This window comes from Aliidongia dinghuensis (assembly GCF_014643535.1).
Classification (GTDB): Bacteria; Pseudomonadota; Alphaproteobacteria; order ATCC43930; family CGMCC-115725; genus Aliidongia; species Aliidongia dinghuensis.
Genome location: NZ_BMJQ01000016.1, coordinates 94,369 through 114,549 on the forward strand (window position 1 = coordinate 94,369; position 20,181 = coordinate 114,549).

General features: G+C 68.6%; 18 protein-coding genes. 10 read left to right on the forward strand and 8 right to left on the reverse strand.

What is annotated here, in order from left to right:
- The first annotated feature begins 19 nt into the window (after positions 1-19).
- The 4 genes from IEY58_RS26255 to IEY58_RS26270 all read left to right on the forward strand — a co-directional run bounded on the left by IEY58_RS26255 (position 20) and on the right by IEY58_RS26270 (position 5,394).
- A complete protein-coding gene (locus IEY58_RS26255; RefSeq protein ID WP_189051128.1) occupies positions 20-616 on the forward strand; it encodes a YdeI/OmpD-associated family protein in 597 nt (198 codons plus the stop codon).
- 123 nt (positions 617-739) lie between these two features.
- Positions 740-3,640: an ATP-binding protein gene (locus IEY58_RS26260; RefSeq protein ID WP_189051129.1), complete on the forward strand. Its 2,901-nt coding sequence runs from the start codon at positions 740-742 to the stop codon at positions 3,638-3,640.
- Positions 3,641-3,786: 146 nt separating this feature from the next.
- Positions 3,787-4,476, forward strand: a complete 690-nt coding sequence (locus tag IEY58_RS26265) for a nuclear transport factor 2 family protein (protein WP_189051130.1) — start codon at positions 3,787-3,789, stop codon at positions 4,474-4,476.
- A gap of 123 nt (positions 4,477-4,599) precedes the next feature.
- Positions 4,600-5,394, forward strand: a complete 795-nt coding sequence (locus tag IEY58_RS26270) for an AraC family transcriptional regulator (protein WP_189051131.1) — start codon at positions 4,600-4,602, stop codon at positions 5,392-5,394.
- A gap of 55 nt (positions 5,395-5,449) precedes the next feature.
- Here the strand turns inward: IEY58_RS26270 and IEY58_RS26275 are convergent, their stop codons facing one another.
- The 6 genes from IEY58_RS26275 to IEY58_RS26300 form a co-directional block, all read right to left on the reverse strand.
- On the reverse strand, positions 5,450-5,728 hold the full coding sequence (locus IEY58_RS26275; protein ID WP_189051132.1) for a hypothetical protein: 279 nt from the start codon (positions 5,726-5,728) through the stop codon (positions 5,450-5,452).
- A gap of 157 nt (positions 5,729-5,885) precedes the next feature.
- Complete coding sequence (locus IEY58_RS26280; protein WP_189051133.1) at positions 5,886-6,968, reverse strand: ABC transporter ATP-binding protein; 1,083 nt, start codon at positions 6,966-6,968, stop codon at positions 5,886-5,888.
- Positions 6,969-6,982: 14 nt separating this feature from the next.
- Complete coding sequence (locus IEY58_RS26285) at positions 6,983-7,792, reverse strand: ABC transporter permease (protein ID WP_189051134.1); 810 nt, start codon at positions 7,790-7,792, stop codon at positions 6,983-6,985.
- Positions 7,793-7,818: 26 nt separating this feature from the next.
- The gene (locus IEY58_RS26290) at positions 7,819-8,703 is read right to left on the reverse strand and encodes an ABC transporter permease (RefSeq protein ID WP_189051135.1); all 885 of its coding nucleotides are present in this window, start codon (positions 8,701-8,703) and stop codon (positions 7,819-7,821) included.
- A 34-nt stretch (positions 8,704-8,737) separates the two neighbouring features.
- A complete protein-coding gene (locus tag IEY58_RS26295; RefSeq protein ID WP_189051136.1) occupies positions 8,738-9,811 on the reverse strand; it encodes an ABC transporter substrate-binding protein in 1,074 nt (357 codons plus the stop codon).
- A 56-nt stretch (positions 9,812-9,867) separates the two neighbouring features.
- A complete protein-coding gene (locus IEY58_RS26300) occupies positions 9,868-11,190 on the reverse strand; it encodes an LLM class flavin-dependent oxidoreductase (protein ID WP_189051137.1) in 1,323 nt (440 codons plus the stop codon).
- 137 nt (positions 11,191-11,327) lie between these two features.
- Between IEY58_RS26300 and IEY58_RS26305 the strand changes: the two genes are divergently transcribed.
- From IEY58_RS26305 to larB, 6 genes are all read left to right on the forward strand, one after another.
- Positions 11,328-13,127, forward strand: a complete 1,800-nt coding sequence (locus tag IEY58_RS26305; RefSeq protein ID WP_189051138.1) for a helix-turn-helix domain-containing protein — start codon at positions 11,328-11,330, stop codon at positions 13,125-13,127.
- Between the two features lie 94 nt (positions 13,128-13,221).
- Positions 13,222-13,740 (forward strand): flavin reductase family protein, encoded by a 519-nt coding sequence (locus IEY58_RS26310; protein ID WP_189051139.1) that lies wholly within the window; start codon positions 13,222-13,224, stop codon positions 13,738-13,740.
- 97 nt (positions 13,741-13,837) lie between these two features.
- Positions 13,838-15,133 carry a nickel-dependent lactate racemase family protein gene (locus IEY58_RS26315; RefSeq protein WP_189051140.1) on the forward strand — a complete coding sequence of 432 codons (1,296 nt, stop codon included), beginning with the start codon at positions 13,838-13,840 and terminating at the stop codon, positions 15,131-15,133.
- A 4-nt stretch (positions 15,134-15,137) separates the two neighbouring features.
- Positions 15,138-16,337, forward strand: coding sequence for a nickel pincer cofactor biosynthesis protein LarC (larC, locus tag IEY58_RS26320; RefSeq protein WP_189051141.1), 1,200 nt, complete (start codon positions 15,138-15,140; stop codon positions 16,335-16,337).
- Positions 16,334-17,110, forward strand: coding sequence for an adenine nucleotide alpha-hydrolase family protein (locus tag IEY58_RS26325; protein WP_189051142.1), 777 nt, complete (start codon positions 16,334-16,336; stop codon positions 17,108-17,110). The genes larC and IEY58_RS26325 overlap by 4 nt, the downstream gene beginning before the upstream one ends.
- A gap of 4 nt (positions 17,111-17,114) precedes the next feature.
- Positions 17,115-17,774, forward strand: a complete 660-nt coding sequence (larB, locus tag IEY58_RS26330; RefSeq protein WP_189051143.1) for a nickel pincer cofactor biosynthesis protein LarB — start codon at positions 17,115-17,117, stop codon at positions 17,772-17,774.
- Here larB and IEY58_RS26335 read toward each other — a convergent pair.
- Positions 17,756-19,060, reverse strand: a complete 1,305-nt coding sequence (locus IEY58_RS26335; RefSeq protein WP_189051144.1) for an MFS transporter — start codon at positions 19,058-19,060, stop codon at positions 17,756-17,758. The genes larB and IEY58_RS26335 overlap by 19 nt on opposite strands.
- 40 nt (positions 19,061-19,100) lie before the next feature.
- Complete coding sequence (locus IEY58_RS26340) at positions 19,101-20,165, reverse strand: isocitrate/isopropylmalate dehydrogenase family protein (RefSeq protein ID WP_189051145.1); 1,065 nt, start codon at positions 20,163-20,165, stop codon at positions 19,101-19,103.
- Positions 20,166-20,181 lie beyond the last annotated feature (16 nt).

Here is a 20,181-nt window from a genome sequence, read left to right on the forward strand (position 1 = left end):
ATGCGCTAGCCTTGCGGTCATGGCGACCCTGGCGCTTCCGCTTCTGACCTTCCCCGACGCCCGGGCCTTCCAGGCGTGGCTTGCGGCCCAGCCGGACGATGCGTCCGGCGCCTGGTTGCAATTCGCCAAGCAGGGCGCGCCCGAAGCGACCATCAGCAAGTCCGACGCCATCGACTGCGCGCTGGCGCACGGCTGGATCGACGGGCAACTGGGCTCTGTGGACGAGCATTATTTCAAGACGCGCTTCACGCCCCGCAAACCGAAGAGCGCCTGGTCCCAGATGAACCGCGAGCGCGCCGAGCGTCTCATCGCGGCCGGACGCATGACGCCGCGCGGCTTGGCTGAGGTCGACCGGGCCAAGGCGGACGGGCGATGGGCCGCCGCCTACGCGCCACCGGCACAGGCCGCGCCCGACGCGGACCTGGCGGCGGCACTCGACGCGGCGCCGGCTGCCCGCCAGCTGTTCGACACGCTCGACTCGGCCAACCGCTACGCCGTGCTCTATCGCGTGCACCAGGCGCGGACGCCGGAGCAGCGCGCGGCAAAGATCGCCGATCTCGTCGCCAAGCTCGCCCGCGGCGAGACATTCCACCCGCGCCGCACCCGGCGCGGCTAAACGCCGAGGTGAATTATTTTGGCGCCACGCGTTCGGGCAATATAGAACTGCCCCGACAAAGCCGCTCGCCGAGAAGTACTGCGATTCAGCACCTTACGCGAATCTTTTGATCGGAATTTACCGATGGTTGCAGACACGGGACGGCTGAGGAAGAATGGCTTCGCCTTCGGTCCGTTCCGGCTCTACCCGGTCGAACGCCTGCTCGAGAAGGATGGTGTCCCGGTTCATATCGGGGGACGCGCCCTCGATATTCTGATCTGTCTTGCCGAGCGTGCCGGCGATGTCGTGAGCAAGCGGGATCTCGTCGCAACGGTCTGGGCCGACGTTACGGTCGACGAAGGCAGCCTGCGCTTCCATGTCGGCGCCTTGCGCAAGGCGCTCGGCGACGGACAGGACGGCGCCCGCTTCATCACCAATGTGCCAGGCCGCGGCTATTGCCTGGTGGCAGCCGTCTCGCGCGAGGGCGGCATGGTACCGGAGCGGCCGGTCGAGAGGCCGCCCGCGTCGCCGCAGTCACCACCCGTGCAATCTCCACCGGCGCGCTCGCTGCCGCCGCGGCTCGGCCGGATCGTCGGCCGCGACGAGGCGACCCGGGAGATCGCCGACGCCCTGTCGGCGCACCGGTTCGTCACGATCGTCGGACCGGGCGGCATCGGCAAGACGACGGTCGCGGTTGCCGTCGCCCATCGCCTGGCCGAGGGTTTCGATGGCGAGGCCCATTTCATCGACCTGGGGCAGATCGGTGACCCGAAGCTCGTCGCGAGTGCCGTCGCCTCGGCGCTCGGCCTCGTGGTCAGCACCGCCGACCCGGTGCCGAGCATCCTCGCGTCATTCAAGGACAAGCGCCTCCTGCTGCTGTTCGACAGCTGCGAGCACGTGGTCGAAAGCGTGGCGCAGGTGACGGAAACCATCTTTGCCGCGGCGCCGCAGGTCCACATCCTGGCAACCAGCCGCGAGGCGCTCCGCGTCGAGGGCGAGCAGGTCTACCGGCTGGTGCCGCTCGACTGCCCGCCCCATACCGCGGACCTGACCGCCGCGGAGGCGCTGCGCTTCCCCGCCGCCCAACTGTTCGTCGAGCGGATCGCCGCGACCATCGGCCCCTACGAACTGGCCGACGGCGAGGCACCGGTCGTGGCCGAGATCTGCCTCAAGCTCGACGGCATCGCGCTCGCGATCGAGCTCGCCGCGGGCGGCGTCCAGGCCTACGGTCTCCAGGGCATCGCCGAACTGCTCAACCATCGCTTCGGCCTCCTGTGGCAGGGGCGGCGCACGGCGCGGCCGCGCCACCAGACCCTCGCCGCCATGCTCGACTGGAGCTACAACCTGCTGACCCCGGCGGAAGCGCTGGTGCTGTGTCGCCTGTCCGCCTTCGTGGGACCGTTCAGTCTCGAGGCGGCCCAAGCGGTCGCGGCCGGTTCCGGCATCGAATGGCTCCAGGTCATCGAGGCGCTGGCGAGCCTGGTCGCAAAATCGCTCGTCTCGACCGAGCGCGTCGGTCCCGCCATGCAATACCGACTGCTCGACACGACGCGCGGCTATGCCTTCGGCAAGCTCAGCCAAAGCGGCGAATCCCTCGAGATCCGGCGCCGGCATGCCGTCTATTTCTCGGCGCTGCTGCAGGCGCTCGATGCCGAAACTGTGGCGTCGGGCGACCGGCGCGCGCCGCACCGCGACCAGCTCGGCAATATCCGGGCGGCACTCGAATGGAGCTTTTCGGACGAAGGCGACCCGCAAGTCGCGGTGCCGCTGGCCGCGACCGCCGCCCTGTTCTTCCTCGAGCTGTCGCTGCTGACCGAGTGCCATCGCTGGACCGCGCGCGCGCTCGCGGCTCTGGACGAGCGCTCGACCGGCACGCGGCTCGAAATGGCGCTCCAGTCGTCGCTCGGCGTCTCCCTGATGTTCACCTTGGGCAACCGGGACGAGGTCGGCGCCGCCTTCCGGCGCGGGCTCGAGCTTGCGGAGACGTTCGACGACCGGCATTGCCAGCTCCGGCTGCTGCGCAACTTCCACCTCTATCTGACGCGGGCCGGTGACTTCCGTGGCTCGCTCGAGATCGGCCGGCGGAGCATCGAGGTCGCGCACGGCTTCGACAATGCCGACGATACGCTGATGGCTGAATGGATGCTGGGCGTCGCCCATCACCTGATCGGCAATCAGAGGGAGGCCGTCGCCTACTGCGAAAGCGCCATGACGCGCCCCGGCACCTTGCGGCGGAACAATCTCGTCCATCTCGGCTACGACCACCGTATGATCGCCCTCGTGGCCTACGCCCGAGCGCTGTGGCTCCGCGGCAGCCCGGACCAGGCGATCCAGGTCGCGCGGCATACGCTCAAGGAGGCGGAGGCGCTCGACCATCCGGTCACGCTCTGCATCTCGATGATATGGGCCACCTTTGTCTTCCTGTGGTCGGGCGACTGGGACAGCGCGGAAGAGATCATCGAGCGGCTGCTGCACCATGCGACCGAGCAGTCGTTCGGCCCCTATCACGCGGTCGGCCTCGGCCTCAAGGGCGAGCTTGCGATCGAGCAGGGCGAGCCAGCCCGCGGCGTAGCGCTTCTACAGAATTGCCTCGAGGCGCTGCGGGCGGGTCGCCACCAGATCCTGATTACCGTGTTCGAAGCCAGCCAGGCCACTGGCCTCGCACAGCTCGGCCGGTGGAGCGAGGCGCGCGCCACGATCGACGGCGCGCTCGCCTGCGTCGGCCTGGACGGCGAGACATTCGATCTGCCGGAGATATTGCGCGTGCGCGCCGGCATCCTGGTCGCGTCGCCGGATCCCGACCTCGCGGCTGCCGAGGAAGCGCTGGGGCAAGCGCTCGACCGGGCCCGCCGGCAAGCAGCACTCGGTTGGGCCTTGCGCAGTGCCACGGCATTGGCGGCGCTTCGGCGCCAACAGGGCCGCCGGGAGGAGGCACTGGCCCTGCTGGCCCCGATTGTTGCCGAGTTCGCGCCGGAGGCTAGATCCGCGGACCTCACACGCGCCCGCGCGCTGCTCCAGGAGCTGGAAGAGCCAGACGCCCGTTAGTCGCCGAATTTCATTCGGTCCCAACAGGCTAACACAGCGCCTCACACCTTCTTGCAACCTCTAACGAGCCATTTCCCGCCCCTCAGCGCATGGTGTCCTCGAGATCTCTCGCGCTTCGGCGCGAACAGCGCTGCAGGACAAGGTGCATGGCGTTCCACAATCTCCCCCCGGCGATCGCTGCTTTCCTCGCGGCGGTGACGGAGCGTGATGGCGCTGCCCTGACAGCGGTCTTCACCGCCGACGCGGGGCTGGTCGATCTAGGCCAAGCCCATCGGCGGGAGGAGATCGGCGGCTGGATCGTGCGCATGATGCAGGCCGATCTCCGGCTGCATCCGATCAATATCGCGCGCCGCGAGAGACGGTTTGTGCTGAGCTGCATGGTCGACCGATCGGTCGGCGACGGCCCGGCCCGATGCCAGCTCGACTGGCATTTCGTGCTGGCGGGGGCGCGAATCGCCAGGCTCGAGATCGTCGACGAGCCCAGGCCTCATCTGCCGCCGCCGATCGACGCGTTTGTCCGGGCGGTAAACGACTTCGACCTCGAGGGGCTGTTGGCGCTGTTCGCTGAGGATGCGGTCGTCAACGACCAGCTCCATGATCATTGGGGCAAAGCCGCCATTCGCGACTGGGCTCGTGAAGACATCATCGGTGACAAGTTCACAATGTATGTCGTGAAGGCGGTGAAGCATTACGAGAACTACATCATCACCGCCAACGTCGACAGCGAGTACGACAAGAAAGGCCTGCCAGAACCCCTGGTCCTATCTTTCTATTTCTCGGCGTCGGGCGAAAAGATCGTGCAGTTGATTATCTTGAACAATCAACTTCTCGAATAACGAGCAGCAAGACGGATCAATTTCTCTTCGACGCTGCCGGGTGACTCTGCAGCGAACGGCTTCGATCGTCCTGATGTCGGGGATGCACCCGTTGTGTTGCGCCCCCACGCGGAGGTTTGCGACATGCGCGAGCTGGAAATCCCGGCGGAGATAGACGCCGATCACCGCGGGCGACGACAGCCCGAGCCGCACCATGGGCACCAGGCGATCGTGGCGAATGCCATCGCTCAGATGTTGCGCGAAGGCATGGCGGCGATCGACCTGCCGCTCTCGACCCTCCATCAGGCGGAGGGCCACGCGGTCGGCCGGATCCTTGGGCTGAAGGAGGATCCCAGCCTGCGGCCCGCCGATCAATGGCCCGTCGATCAATGGCCCGCCGACGCCGCGGCGACGCTCCGCTGTTTCGTCGACGGCCGGCCCGTCGTGTTCGCCGCCGTGGGCGAAGTGAAGACGCATGGCGACCGGGCGGTGCTGACCATGACCCTGTTGCAGACACCAGCGAGCAAACGAGCCAGGAAAGCGGGCCGCGCGCCCGCGGGCCTCCAGAAATGGCGGCTCAGGCGGGTCTCCCAGTTCATCGAGGACCGGCTCGCGGACCCGATCACGCTTGGCGAGCTGGCCACGGTCGCGGGCCTGTCGCCGACCTATTTCGGCGCGCAGTTCCGCGCCGCGACCGGGCTGCGCCCACATGAGTACGTGCTGCGCAAACGCATCCAGCGCGCTCAGCAGCTGTTGCTCGAGACCAACGATCCGGTCATCGAGATCGCCCTCTCCGTGGGCTTCCAGACCCAGGCGCATTTCACGCGGGTCTTCAGTCGCTTCGTCAGCGACACGCCCTTCCAGTGGCGCCAGCGCCGGCTGATCGAGGCGCAGCAGGACCCGGATCTTATGGCGCTCGAGCGCCGTCAACGTCGCTGAGCCGGAGCGGCGGCTCCTGGCCGCTCTTGCAAGCAGGCCAGCCCCTCGCCGATCGTCAGCGCTTGGCCGTAGCCTCGTAAGCGGCGGCGGCTGCCGCAGAGCTCGTGGAAATCGTCGTCGTCGCATTCGCGACCGTCGCAGCCGACGACGAGGTCTGCGTCGCAGGCGTCGCCACGGCCGAGACCGGCTTGCGCGGGGCGTCGTGGTCCGGATCGCCGATCGCCGCGTCCTTGTCGATGCCGGTGCGGAGATATTGCGCGCGGGCGGCCTGCAGCGCGGCGTTGCCGGTCAGGGGCGCCGTCGGCGCCGCGGAGCTAACGCTGGAAATGGACATGGTTCAACCCTCAAGTGCCTCATTTGAACGAAGCCGGTCGAGCGTGCTTTGCGCTCTCCAGCATCAAACGGCATCCGGGTCAAGCCAGCAAGCCCCGCAACCCGACATTGGGAAGAATCAATCTGCCGGCATTTTACCGAAACGATGGCAGCTTGGATCAGCGCGCGAACACGATCGCGTGGCGCGGGTCCCAGGCGAGGCCGACGGCCTCGCCGATCGCGGGACCAGGCGCGCCAGCCTCGTTCGGTGGCTGTGTCGCGAAATATTCGCCGTCAGCCAAGCGCACGACCGAGCGGCGTGCCGCACCCAGGTAGATCACGTCGGTGAGCCGGCCTTCGATGCCGCCCGCCCCGGCCGCCAGCAACCGCATCCGTTCCGGCCGGACGGCAACGACGACCTCGGCGCCGGCTGCGAGCCCATCCGACAGCATCGCCTCGACCCGATGCTCGCCGAGGGACACCAGGCAGCGGTCGCCGGCGACATTCGCGATGCGGCCTGAGAAGAAGTTCGTGTCGCCGAGGAAATCGGCAACGAAGCGCGACGCCGGCCGCTCGTAGAGCTCGCTCGGCGTGCCGATCTGCTCGATCCGGCCATGGTTGAACACCGCGATCCGGTCGCTCATGGTGAGCGCTTCCTCCTGGTCGTGCGTCACATAGAGCACGGCGATGCGGCGCTCGCGATGCAGCCGCTTGATCTCCCGCTGCATCTGCTCGCGCAGCTTCTTGTCGAGTGCCCCCAGCGGCTCGTCCATCAAGAGGAGCGCCGGCCGATAGACCATGGCTCGGGCGAGGGCCACGCGCTGCTGCTGGCCGCCCGAGAGCTGGCGCGGCAGGCGCTGGCCATATTCCGCGAGGCCGACGAGTTCCAGTGCGTCCGTCACCTGGCGCTGGATCTCCGCCTTGCCGAGGCCGCGCATCTCGAGCGGGAAGGCCACGTTCTTGCGCACGCTCATGTGCGGGAACAGCGCGTAATGCTGGAACACCATGCCGATGTCCCGGCGGTAGGGCGGCTGGCCCTCGATCGGCGCGCCGTCGAGCCGGATCGATCCGCCATCCGGCTGCTGCAGGCCTGCGACCATCATGAGTGTCGTCGTCTTGCCGGAGCCGGATGGCCCGAGGAAGGTCACAAACTCCTCGCGGCCCAAGGCGAGATCGACGTTCTCGACCGCCACGTGATGGCCATAGGTCTTGCGGATGCCGCGAAGCTCCAGCACCGGCTTGCCGTCGAACGCTGCCGTCATTGCAGTCCTTCCGTTTAGAGCTGGCCTTCCGTTTGGTGCGGGCCTTCCGTGCCGAGCCGGCGGCGCACCATCCCTTCCGCCAAGAGCGCCAGGAACGCGAAGGCGAAGCACAGCGAGGCGATGGCGGCGATCGTGGGATCGACGTCGCCGCGCACGTTCGACCACATCTGCACCGCGACCGGCCGGATCCGCGCGGTGCTGACGAACAGCGAGACGATCAGCTCGTCGAACGAGGCGACCGCGGCGAACAGCAGGCCCGAGAGGATCGACGGCAGCAGCAGCGGCAGCGTGATGCGCCAGAACGCGATCCCTGGCGGCGCGCCCAGGGTCGAGGCCGCATCCTCGAGCCGCGGGTCCATGGTCTTCAAGCCCGAACTCACTGTGGCCACGACATAGGGCAAGGTGATGACGACATGGCCAATGACGAGCCCGGTCAGCGTGCCGTTGAGCCCGAGGCCGCGATAGACGCCGAACAGCGCCGCCGCCGTGATGATCGCCGGCACGATGATCGGCAGCATGAGCATCGCGCCGATGATGGACGCGCCTGGAATGCGGCCGCGCACGAGCGCCAGCGCCGCGGCGGTGCCGAAGAGCGTCGCGAGCGTCGCCGACGGCACCAGGATCTCGAGACTGACGGTCAGCGAGTCCGTCCAAGCCGGGTCGTTGAACAGGTTGCCGTACCAGCGCAGCGACAGGCCCGGCGGCGGGAACTGCAGGAAGGCGGCGGCGCTGAACGAGATGATGACGACAATCGCAAGCGGCGCGATCAGATAGAGCGCCACCACGACGCAGATGCCGGCGCGTAGGCGACGCCAGAGGTCCATGCCGTCGCCTCTCATCGCCACGCCCCTCATCGCCACGCCGCCTTGCGGCCGATCGCGAGATGCAACAGCAGGAACAGGATCCCCGAGATCGCCAGCAGCAGCAGCGAGAGCGCGCCTGCGACGCCCCAATTGCCGAACTGGGCGATCTGGTCCTGGATCATCTGGGCGACCATGGTCTGGCGCGGCCCGCCCAGCATGGCGGGCGTCACGAAATAGCCGAGCGTGCTGATGAACACGAGCGTGGCGCCCGTCAGCAGGCCCGGCAGCGTCAGCGGCAGATAGACCCGCAGGAAGGCGCGCGCGGGCCGGGCGCCGAGCGTGAGGGCCGCCTGCATGTAGGCGGGATCGATCCGCGCCATGGCGGCATGCAGCGGGAAGATCACGAACGGCAGCAGCACCTGGATGGCGCCGGCCAGCACGCCTGGCAGATTGTAGAGCATCGGCAGCGGCGCGCTCGCAAGCCCCAAGCCCATGAGCAGCGCGTTCACCGGCCCGTTCCGCTGTAAGAGGATCACGGTCGCGAAGGTGCGGACCAAGAGGCTCGTCCAGAACGGCAGCAGCACGATGAAGGTGAGCCAGCGCCGGAGCCGCGCCGATCCCGTCGCCATGGCATGGGCGATCGGAAAGCCCAGGACGAGGCAGACCGGCGTCACGAGCGCGCTGATCGCGACGGTATTCCACAGCACCTGCAGGTAGCCCGGGCGCTGCCACAGCAGCTCGAAATTCTGCAGGCCCGGTTGCGGCTGGGTGAAGGCGCGCGCGAGCAACCAGCCGACCGGCCCGACGAAGGCAAGCAATAGGAGCAGCAGCGCCGGCAGCACGAGCCAGCCGCGCGCGAGCCGCAACGAGACCACCCGCCGGTCCGGACGGGCCGGCGCGCGCGTCGCTTCCACGGCGTCGACGTTGCTCATGGCCGGGCTGCTCATGGCCGGCAGGCGCTCCGGCTCAGGCAAGCTTCCAGGCGGTCCACCGCTCCTGCAGCTTCTTCAGGTTGTCGCGCCAATATTCGGCATTGATGAGGAAGCCGCGCTTGACGTTGTCCGGCGCGGTCGGCAGCCACGGCGCGATCGCCGGGTCGATCTTGGCGAAGGCCGCCGGATTGGTCGGGGCATAAGCGATCATGTTCGCGAGCTTCGCCTGATTTTCCGGCTGTGTCATCCCGTCGATGAGGCGCATCGCCGCCTCGCGGTTCTTCGAGCCGTGCGGGACCACCAGATAGTCGATCGACTGGATATTCTGCTCCCACGATACGGCGATGGGCGCCCCCTTCTTCGCCGCATCATAGGCCCGGCCGTTCAGGATCAGGCCCAACGTCACTTCGCCGTCGACGAAGAGCTGTTGCGACTGGGACTCGGAGCTCCAGAACACCGTCTCGGCCTTGATTGTGTCGAGCTTCTTCAAGGCGCGCTCGACGTCGAGCGGATAGAGGTTGGCCGGTGCCACGCCGTCGGCAAGGAGGGCGGCCTCGAGCGTCGCCACCACATTGTCGCCGAACGTGCGCTTGCCGGGAAAGCGCTTCAGGTCGAACACATCGGCCCAGGTGCGCGGCACGTTGGCGCCGGTGAACGCCTTGGTGCTGTATCCCAGATTGTAGGACCAGACGATGCAGCCGATGCCGTAGTCGTTGACGAAGCGCGGGTCGAGCCGGCTCGTGTCAACGAGGCTCTTGTCGATCTTCTCGAACAGCTGGTCGCCGATGCCGGAATAGAGGAAATCGATCGTGATGTCGGCCACGTCCCAGTCGGGCGCGCCGCTCTCGATCATGGCGCGGAACTTGGCCGTGTTCATCGGCCCGTCCTGCACGACGCGCGCGCCAGTCGCCTGGGCGAACGGATCGCAGTAGCTGGCCTTCTCGGCGTCCTGATAGGCCCCACCCCAGCTCGCGAAGACGACGGTCTTGCCCTTGAGGTCGGGGGCCGCAAACGCCCGGCCACCGGCCAGCATCAGCGTGCCCGCAAGCCCGAGCGAACCCTTGAGAACCGTGCGGCGGGTCGGCCGCCCCGTGGAAATCGCTACCATGTCACCCTCACTGCGCCCAAGAGGTTGCAACACCAAGATGTCCCGATCGCCGGCTGTCAGTTCCGCAGGTTCTCGCGGAGCGTGGCCCCGGCGTATTCGCGGCGGAACAGGCCGCGCCGCTGCAGCTCCGGCACCACGCCGCGGCAGAACTGCTCGAACATGCCGGGAAACATGGTCGGCGCCAGCACGAAGCCGTCGCACACGCCGGCCTCGAACATGTCCTCGAGCCGATCGGCGATCATCGCTGGCGTGCCCACGAGCTCGCGGCCGCGGTTGCGCTTCTCCGCCGCCTGGACGAGCGTCAGCCCATCGGCGCTCATGGTCTGGCGCAGCACCTGCTCCGTGCCCTTCATGCCCTGGTTGCCCTGCAGCTCTGCGAGCGAGGCCCCCGACTTGAGCTTGGTCAGGTCCGCGCCCAAGCCGCTCGACGAGGCGGCGACGTTGAGCTCCGGATCGATCAGGCTATTGAGATAATCGGCGCGCTCGAGCGCAATTGATTCCGTCTCGCCCAGCACGACCGAGACGGCCGGCAGGATGGCGCATTCCGTGGGCGCGCGCCCGAGCGTGCCCATGCGCCCCTTCACGTCCTCGTAGAAATCGCGCATCTCGTCGCGGCCACGCTGAACGGTGAAGATGACCTCGGCCCAGCGCGCCGCGAAATCGCGTCCCCGGTCGGAGGCGCCGGCCTGCATGATGACCGGACGACCCTGCGGGCTGCGCGGGATCGAGAGCGGCCCGCGCGTCTTGACCCAGCGGCCGGCATAGTTCGCGTAATGCACCTTGGCGGGATCGGCCAGCACGCCCGACGCCTTGTCGAGCACGAAGGCGTCCTCGTCCCAGCTGTTCCAGAGTGCCATGCAGGCCTCGAGCACTTCGTCCGCCCGGTCGTAGCGCTGCTCGCGCGGCGGCAGCTCGTCCATCCCGGCATTCTGCGCCTCGAGATCGGTTGCGGACGTGACCACGTTCCAGGCGACACGGCCGCCGCTCATGGCGTCGAGCGAGCCCAGCCAGCGGGCGAGATGATAGGGCGTGTGGAAGCTGGTCGAGAGCGTGGCCCCCAACCCCAGATGCGTCGTCGCCGCGGCCATGACCGGCAGCACGACCGTGGGATCAAGGAAGCTGATCTGCCCGCCGCGCCGGACATAGGCGTCGTAACTGCCGCCATGGATGTCGTAGAGCCCGAACAGGTCGGCGAAGAAGCAGCCGTCGAAGCGGGCTTCTTCCAGCACCCGGGCGATATGCTGGTACCGGCTCGGCTGCAGGATGTCGTCGAGCGTCGCTTCCGGATGGCGCCAGCCGCCGACATGCAGCGCCGTCGGCCCCGTCTTGAGATAGGCCACCAGGTGCATCTGCCGCTGTGCCGTTTGCCCTTGTGCCATGTGCCCTCCGAAGGCCCGCCCTGCGATATCAGCGAGTATTTCGCGCACATCCGGCCACCACATCCTCCGATTCAGAGGAAGACTCGGATCAAATCTCCGAGGTTTACTGGGAGGAACGATGCGGTAGGAGAGTGGTCTTGGAGCCTTCGCTGTTCACCTCGCTGGGTGCGGTCGCCAGCCTGATCAACCGCAGCAGCGACCTCGACCAGACGCTGCAACATTTGCTGGAGGCGGTGTGCCGCCGCTCGCCCTGGTCGGCCGGTGGCATCATGAGCATCGATCAGGAGGGCGGCTGGGCCGAGACCGTCGCGCGCTACGATCCGCATGGGCTCGGCGCCCGTGTCGACCGCCGCTGGCCGCTGGCCGAGAGCCCAAGCCGCATCGCGCTCGAGCTCAACGAGCCGGTCATCATCCATGACGCGCAGCAGTCGGAGCAGTTTCCTGGCTATCGGCGCGAATCGATCGAGCACGACTACCACACCGTCGTCGTGCTGCCGATGGCGTACCGCAACGCCCGGGGCCATCGCATCGTGCTGTCGCTGCGCTCCCGCCAGGCAGTCGAAGTCACACCCGACGAGCTCGCCTTCCTGCAATTCGTCGTGCATCTGGGCCAGATCGCCATGGACAAGGCGCGCTCGCTCGCCGAGGAACAGGCATTCGGCGAGCGGCTGCGCGCCGCACTCGTGGCGCACGGCGCGCTGCTCGACCAGGTGCTGGCCGACGAATCGGTGAGTGCCGCGGCGGCGATGGTCGAGGCCATGTTGCCCCACCCGCCGGTCATCGTCGACCTCACGACCCGGCGCGTCATGGCGGAGCGCTCGCCCCTGCCCGATCTCCTGGACGATGCGGCCTGGCGCACCGCCGTCACCGAAGACCTCGGGCCGCAGTTCCTGGAGCTCGCCGGACGCGCTGTCGCCGGCCACCGCTACGAGGTGCGCGATCTGCCGCTCGTGATCGACGGCCGATCGCTGCGGCTGCCGGCGATCCTCTGCCCGCTTACGATCGATCGCACGCGGGTCGGCGCCCTCATCGTCTTCGCGCCGGCACCGGATGCCGGCGACCTCGATCATCTGCTGCTCGACAGCGCGCGCTTCGGCTTGAGCGTCCAGATGATGCGCTCTCATGTGGCGATGCTGACCGCGACGCGGAACCTGGAGGATCTGTTCGCCGACCTACTCAATGGCACGCGGCCGCTTCCGGCCGTGGTCGAGCGGGCCGAGCGGCTTGGTCTCGACCTCGCCAAGCCGGCGCGTCTTGTCGTGCTCACGCCCGGCGAGACCTGGCGGGCATCGGAGGCGGAGGCGCTGGAGCTGCATCGCACCCTGACGCCCCTCACCCGCCAGATCGATGCGCGCGCCACGGTCGCCATCCGGCCCGGCGCGATCGTCGTGCATTGCGCCGCCGACGCGCGGCGGGATGCGCTCATCCCGCCCCTCACGCAACGGCTGATCGCAGAGCTGCGCAAGACGACCGGCACGCAGCCGGTGGCCGTCATCGGCCGGATCTGCCGCATACCTGAAGACTACCAGACGGCCTGGCGCGAAGGCAGCCGACTGACGGCGCTGGCCCATCGGTTCGGGCGCACGGGCCTGGTCGATGCCGCGGACTTCGGCCCGTTCCCCGTGCTGATGTCGGCGGTCGACGCCGACGAAATGCGGGCGTTCGTCGCCCGCCTCATCGGCGCCGTCGTCGATCACGATGCCGCCGAGGGCACGGACTATGTCCACACCCTCGCGGTCTTCCTCGACCATGGCGGCCGCAGCCAGCCCTCGGCCGACGCGCTCGGCATTCACGTGACGACGCTGCGCTATCGCTTGGAACGGCTCGGCGACCTGTTCGGCCTGTCGCTCGCGACACCGGACGCGCGTTTCGCCTTGCAGTTGGCCCTGCAGTTCCAGCGCGTCCTGCAGCCGCCCGCCCCCTCGGAATCGGAGTAGAGACCCGGCCACGGCCTCCTCGCGTCGGACGGAGGAGCCGTCCCGGCATTCATGCCAAGGTCGGCTCCAGTATCGGCAGCGGAGCAGTCGAGCCATGGAGCGGGTTTCATTCGATGCCACCGACCTTAGGCGTGCCTTTGGTACTTTCCTGACCGGCGTCACCATCGTCACGACGCGCGATGCCACAGGCGTGCCGCGCGGCATGACGGCGAACTCCTTCACCTCCGTCTCGCTCGATCCGCCGCTGCTGCTCGTCTGCATCGGCCGCGGCTCGTCCAACATCGCCGCGTTTGAAGCGGCGGAGCATTTCGCGGTCAATATCCTGGACCATGCCCAGGCCGAGGTCGCGAGCACCTTCGCCGCGCGCGGCATCGACCGGTTCGCGACCGTCGACCATCGGCCGGCCGCGACCGGCGCGCCGGTGCTGGACCCGTGCCTCAGCTGGTTCGATTGCACGCTGCATCAGCGCGTCGCCGCCGGCGACCATCTGATCCTGATCGGCCGCGTCGAGGCGTACGCCACCCGCGCGACCGAGCCGCTGGGCTTCTGCCGCGGCCGCTTCGTCAGGCTGGAGCCGGCGATGGAGGACGCACCCCGCTATCGGCGCGCCTGACGAGGATCAGCGCGACCGGTGGCGCGCTTGTCACCGGAAATCGTGCGCCCAATAATGCGTCCAGGACTTCACGGCTCCAGCACGCATCGAGGGATCTATGGCACGGAACGGCATCGAACTCGCTTACGGCCGCGGCGCGTTGCATCTGACGCTGCCGGACGAGGCGGAACCGACCGTCATCCGCAAGGCCGTGCTGCCGAAGCTGCCCGACAATGCCGCCGCAGTCCGCCACGCCTTCGATCAGCCGATCGGCGCCAAGCCGCTCCGCGAGCTGGCGCGCGGACGCAAGAGCGCCTGCATCCTGATCTGCGATATCACGCGGCCGGTGCCGAACCGGCTGTTCCTGCGCCCGATGGTCGAGACCATGGTCGAGAGCGGCATCCCGCTCGACCGGATCACCATCCTGGTCGCGACCGGCCTGCATCGCCCGAATCTGGGCGAGGAGCTGGCCGAGGTCGTGGGCGATCCCTGGGTCATGGCGAACGTCAGGGTCGAGAATCACTACGCGCGCAACACGGAAGACCACGTCGATCTAGGCCCGACCAGGACGCGCGGCACGCCGGTCAGCATCAACCGCATCCTGGTCGAGGCCGACCTGCGCATCGCGACCGGCCTGGTCGAGCCGCATTTCATGGCCGGCTGGTCGGGCGGGCGCAAGGTCGTGGCCCCGGGCGTCGCCGGCCATGCGACCATCCGCACCTTCCATTCCGCGCGCTTCATGGAGGATCCGCTCGCCATCCAGTGCAACCTGGTCGGCAATCCGCTGCATGAGGAGCAGCTCGAGATCGTCCGCATGGTGGGCGAGCTCTACGCGCTCAACACCGTGATCGACGAGGATCGCGACCTAGTCCACGTGACATTCGGCGAGATCATCCAAAGCCACCTGGCCGCGGTCGGCTTCATCGAGCACGCGACGCGCATCAAGGTCGGCCGGCGCTTCAAGACCGTCGTGACCTCCTCGGCCGGCTATCCGCTCGACAAGACCTATTACCAGACGGTCAAGGGCATGGTGACGCCGATCGACATCCTGGAGCCAGGCGGCACGCTCATCATCGCGTCGCGCTGTTCGGAGGGTTTCGGCTCGCCGGAATTCCGCGAAGCCCAGGCGCGGCTGGTCGAGCTCGGGCCCGAGCGCTTCCTGGCCACGCTCACCGCCAAGTCGCTGGCCGAGATCGACGAGTGGCAGACCGAGATGCAGCTGAAGCCCATGCGCGTCGGCCGGATCCAACTCTATACCGAGGGGCTCGACCAGGAGGAGCTGCGCATCACCGGCGTTGAGATCATCCGCTCGGTCGATGCCGCGATCGCCGACAGCGTCACCCGGCATGGCGACGGGGCCGTGGCGATCATCCCCGAAGGTCCCTACGTCGTGCCGGTCCACGAGGTCGGCTGACCCGATGCCGGACATCCATCTTGATGCGGTGGGCGGCATCGCCGGCGACATGTTCGTGGCAGCAATGCTCGACGCCCTGCCCGATTTGCAGCCGCGTGTGCTGGCGGATGCCCAAGCGGTGCTGCCGCACGGGCTCGAGGCCCGGCTCGCCGAGACACGGAACGGCGCGCTCGGCGGCCGTGGCTTCGGGCTCGCCGGCGAGGCCCATCACCATGGCCACCATCATGGTCACGACCATGCCCATGGGTCCGGCAGTTTCCTCGAGATGGTCGCGCGCATTCGCGCCGCCGATCTGCAGGAGGGCACGGCCGAGCAAGCCGTCGCCATCCTGACGCTCATCGCCGAGGTCGAGGCCGCGATCCATCAGGTGCCGGTCGAGACCGTGCATTTCCACGAGATTGCCGACTGGGACTCGTTGCTCGATGTGGTTGCGGCCGGCAGCATCGCGGCGGCGTTGCCGGGCGCGCGCTGGACCGTCTCGCCCCTGCCGCGGGGCGGCGGGCTCGTCAAGACCCAGCACGGGATGCTGCCCGTGCCGGCGCCGGCGACCGCGGCCTTGCTCACCGGCTTCGCCTGGCGCGACGACCACGTCGGCGGCGAGCGGGTGACGCCGACGGGAGCCGCGATCCTGCGGCACCTCATCGGACCCGACGGCAGCGGCACGGCGCTCTCGGGCCGGCTCGTCGCGACCGGCATCGGCACTGGCACCAGGACGCTGCCCGGCATCCCGAACGTGCTGCGCGCGCTCGCGTTCGAGGCGGTGCCGGCTTCGGCAACGCGCGAACGGATCACCACCATCAGCTTCGAGATCGACGACATGACCGGCGAGGAGATCGCGGTCGCGGCCGACCGGCTGCGCGCCGTCCCGGGCGTGCTCGATCTCACCGTCGCGCCTGTCCAGGGCAAGAAAGGCCGGCTGATGCAGTCGCTCCGGCTGCTCGTCCAGCCGGATCGCGGCGACGCGGTCGCGGAGCGCTGCTTCCTCGAGACCTCGACCATCGGGCTCCGGCTCGCCGAGGAACAGCGCATCACGCTACCGCGCAGGCTCGCGACGCGCGAGGCCGACGGCATCGCGATCGGCGTCAAGACGGTCGAGCGCGGTGGTAGTGCCAGCACCAAGGCGGAAAGCGACGACCTCGCGGGCGATAGCCTGGAGGCACGGCGGCGCCTCAAGCACCGGGCGGAAGAGGGTGGAGAGCGATGAGCGCCGATCTCGCCGCCGCCCTCGCCCGCCATCCGCACCTCGCGATCGCGGTCAGCGGCGGCGTCGACAGCATGACGCTCGCCGCCTTCGCCCATCGGCTGCAGCAAGACGGCGGCACGGTCGAGATGATCCATGCCGTGTCGCCGGCGGTACCACCGGCCGCGACGGAGCGCGTGCGGGCCAGGGCCGCGCGTGAGGGCTGGCGCCTGACCGTGACCGGCGCCGGCGAGTTCGACGACCCGCGCTACCGGGACAATCCGGTCGACCGCTGCTATTTCTGCAAGACCAATCTCTACGACCGCATCCGGTCACTGACGTCTGCCACCATCGCCTCGGGTGCCAATCTGGGCGATCTCGGCGACTATCGGCCGGGCCTGCTCGCCGCCGCCGAGCACGAGGTCGTGCATCCCTATATCGAGGCCGGGATGGACAAGGCCGCGGTGCGCGCGCTCGCCCGCGAGCTCGGATTGGACGAGGTCGCCGAGCTGCCGGCCCAGCCCTGCCTCGCGAGCCGCGTCGAGACCGGCATCGCCATCGACGCCGCCGACCTCGCCTTCGTCGACCTGGTCGAGACCCGCCTCGCGACACTCGCCCCGGCCGGCTCGGCGCTGCGCTGCCGCATCACCCGCGCCGGCATCGTGATCGAGGTCGGCGACGCGGCGATGGACCGCCAGGCGCTCGCCGATCTGGCAGAGACGCTGTGCCGCGAACACGGCCGGCAACTCGTCGGCGTCCGGCCGTACCGGCGCGGCGCCATGTTCGTGCACGGCTGATCCCATGGAATTTCCCGAGTTCCAGATCGACTGGGAGCGTGAGCGCCGCACCGGCGTGCCCGAGGCGATCTTCTGCCACGGCAAGACGCCGGCACAGATCGATGCGATCGCCGCCGCGGCCGGCGACCGGCGCCTGCTGCTGACGCGTCTCTCCCCAACCCTTCACGCGGCACTGGCGCCCGAGACGCGCGCGCTCCTCGACCATGATCCGCTGTCGGCCACAGCCTTATTGGGCGGCGGCGTGCCGCTCGCCGCGAGCGGCATCGGCATCGTCGCAGCCGGCACCTCAGACCTGGCGGTTGCGCGCGAGGCGGCGCGCACCCTCGCCTTCGCCGGCTACGACGCCGAGATCTTCGCCGATGTCGGCGTCGCCGGCCTGTGGCGGCTCATGGCCCGGCTCGACGAGTTCAGGCGCTGCCGCGTTCTGATCGCGGTCGCCGGCATGGAGGGCGCGCTGTTCAGCGTGCTGGCCGGCCTGGTCGAGGCGCCGGTCATCGCCGTGCCGACCTCGGTCGGCTATGGCGTCGCGGCCGGCGGCACCGCAGCACTCCATGCTGCACTCGCCAGCTGCGCGCCGGGCGTGGTCGTGGTCAATATCGACAACGGCTTCGGTGCCGCCGCCGCAGCACTCAAGATGCTGCGGGCCTATTCCCGCGCGATGTAGCGCCGGGCCGAGAGCGCCAGCACCGTCGCCACGAACAGGAACCCGGTCATTGCGACGAGCCCGCTGTTGAACGAGCCGGACAGGTCCTTCATCAGCCCCATGATCGACGGGCCGACGAAGCCGCCGAACACGCCCACCGAATTGATGAAGGCGAGGCCGCCGGCCGCGGCGAGGCCGGTCAGGAACCGCGTCGGGATCGTCCACAGCACGGCCCGCGCCGTGCTGGTGCCGACGACGGCGACCGTGAGGCCGATGAAGGCCGGCACGAAGGAATGCACCGCGATCGCCACGACGAGGCCGAGGCCCGAGACGAGGCAGGTCATGGCCAGGCTGAACACCGCACGGCCGCTGCGGTCGATGAAACCGGCCCAGACGACCATGACGATGCAGGCCGCGAGATTGGCGAGTGCCGTCAGCCAGCCGATCAGCATGTTGGTAAAATGCTGCTCCTTCAGGATCAGCGGCAGGAAGATCGCGACGCCATAGGCGCCGACCGTGTAGGTGAACTGGACGAGCGCCAGGGTCAGCACGCGGCCGTCCTTGAGGCTCTCCCACAGGAACTTCCGCTCGCGCTCCTTGGGTTCGGCCGCAAGCCGCCGCTGGATCAGGTCCCGCTCGGCCGGCGTCAGGAACTTCGCCTTCTGCGGCCCGTCGACCAGCAGCGCCAGCAGCAACACGCCCAGTAGGACCGCCGGCACGCCCTCGGCCAGGAACAGCCATTTCCAGCCGGCGAGGCCGAGCGCGCCGTTGAGCTGGAGCAGCGCGCCCGACAGCGGCCCGCCGATGACCGAAGAGGCCGGGATGGCAATCAGGAACCAGGCATAGATGCGCGCCCGATACTCCTTCGGGAACCAGAGGGTCAGATAGAAGGCCGCACCCGGGAAGAACCCCGCCTCCGCCGCGCCCAGGAGGAAGCGCAGCACGTAGAAGCTCGAGGGCCCGCTCGTAAATACGGTCGCCATCGAGATCAGCCCCCAGCTGATCATGATGCGGGCGAGCCAGATCCGCGCACCGAAGCGATAGAGCGCCACGTTGCTCGGCACTTCGAAGAAGCAATAGCCGATGAACAGGATGCCGGCGCCATAGCCGAACTCTGACGCGCTCAGGCCCACGTCCTTGTTCATGGTCAGTGCCGCGAAGCCGACGTTGGTCCGGTCGAGGAAGTTGACGATGTAGGCGATGGTGAGCAGCGGCAGGATGCGCCAGGCGACCCGGGCGAAGACGCGCTTCTCGTCCGCCTCGCTGGGCGCGGTCCCGGCCAGCTCGGCATAGTTCGTGGTCGCCATGTTTCTCCCCTCGTCGCTTGTTGTTCTTGACGGACCCGGCTCAGGTCGGGCGGGTGATCTCCGCCGCGAGCGCCGCACCGGCCGCCGCCGTGCCGAGCGAGCCGCCGACGTCGCGCGTGACATTGCCGTCCGCGATCAGGCGGGCGATACCGGCTTCGATCGCCCGGGCCGCCTCGCCGAAGCGCTTCGCCTGGTGGCGCTCGCCATGCCAATCGAGCAGCAGGGCCGCCGACAGCACGAGCGAATAGGGGTTGGCGACGTCCTGCCCCGCGATGTCGGGCGCCGAGCCGTGCGCCGCCTGGGCCATGGCATAGGTCGAGCCGGCATTGAGCGAGCCGCCGAGGCCGAGGCTGCCGGAGAGTTCCGCCGTCAGGTCCGACAGGATGTCGCCGAACATGTTGGTGGTGACGATCACGTCATAGCGGCCGGGATGGCGCACGGCATGGGCCATCATGGCGTCGACGATGACTTCGTCCATCTCGATGCCGGGATATCGGCCGACCGTCTCGCGGCAGATGTCGAGGAACATGCCGTCGCCCAGCTTCAGCACGTTCGCCTTGTGCACGACCGTCACCCGCTTGCGCCGCCGGAGTGCCAGCCGGCAGGCCGCGTCGGCGATCCGCTCGCAGCAGGCGCGCGTGATGCGGCGGAGCGAGACCACGACATCCGGCGTCACCAGCAGCTCGCCACTGCCCTCCGCCATGTTGCGGTCGGCGTAGAACCCCTCCGTGTTCTCGCGCACGACGACCAGGTCGAAATCCTCGACCGGGGCCGCGAGCCCCGGATAAGTGCGTGCCGGGCGGATGTTGGCGAACAGGTCGAGCTCCTTGCGGAAGAACTTCGACGGGTTGATCTGGCCCTTCGCCTCGTCCTTGAAATCGAACGTCGCCGTCGGCCCGAGCATCAGCCCGTCGGCGGCCTTGGCGAGGTCGAGCAGTTCCGGCCGGACCGTCGTGCCGTGGCGAGCGAGGCTCGCGTGGCCGACGTCATGCTCCTCCATGACGAGGCCGAGGTCGAACCGGTCCGACGCCGCGCGCAGCACCGCCTGCGTTGCCGCGGTGATCTCCGGGCCGATCCCGTCGCCGGGCAAAACGATCATCCGCATCCTGTCACTCCCCGTG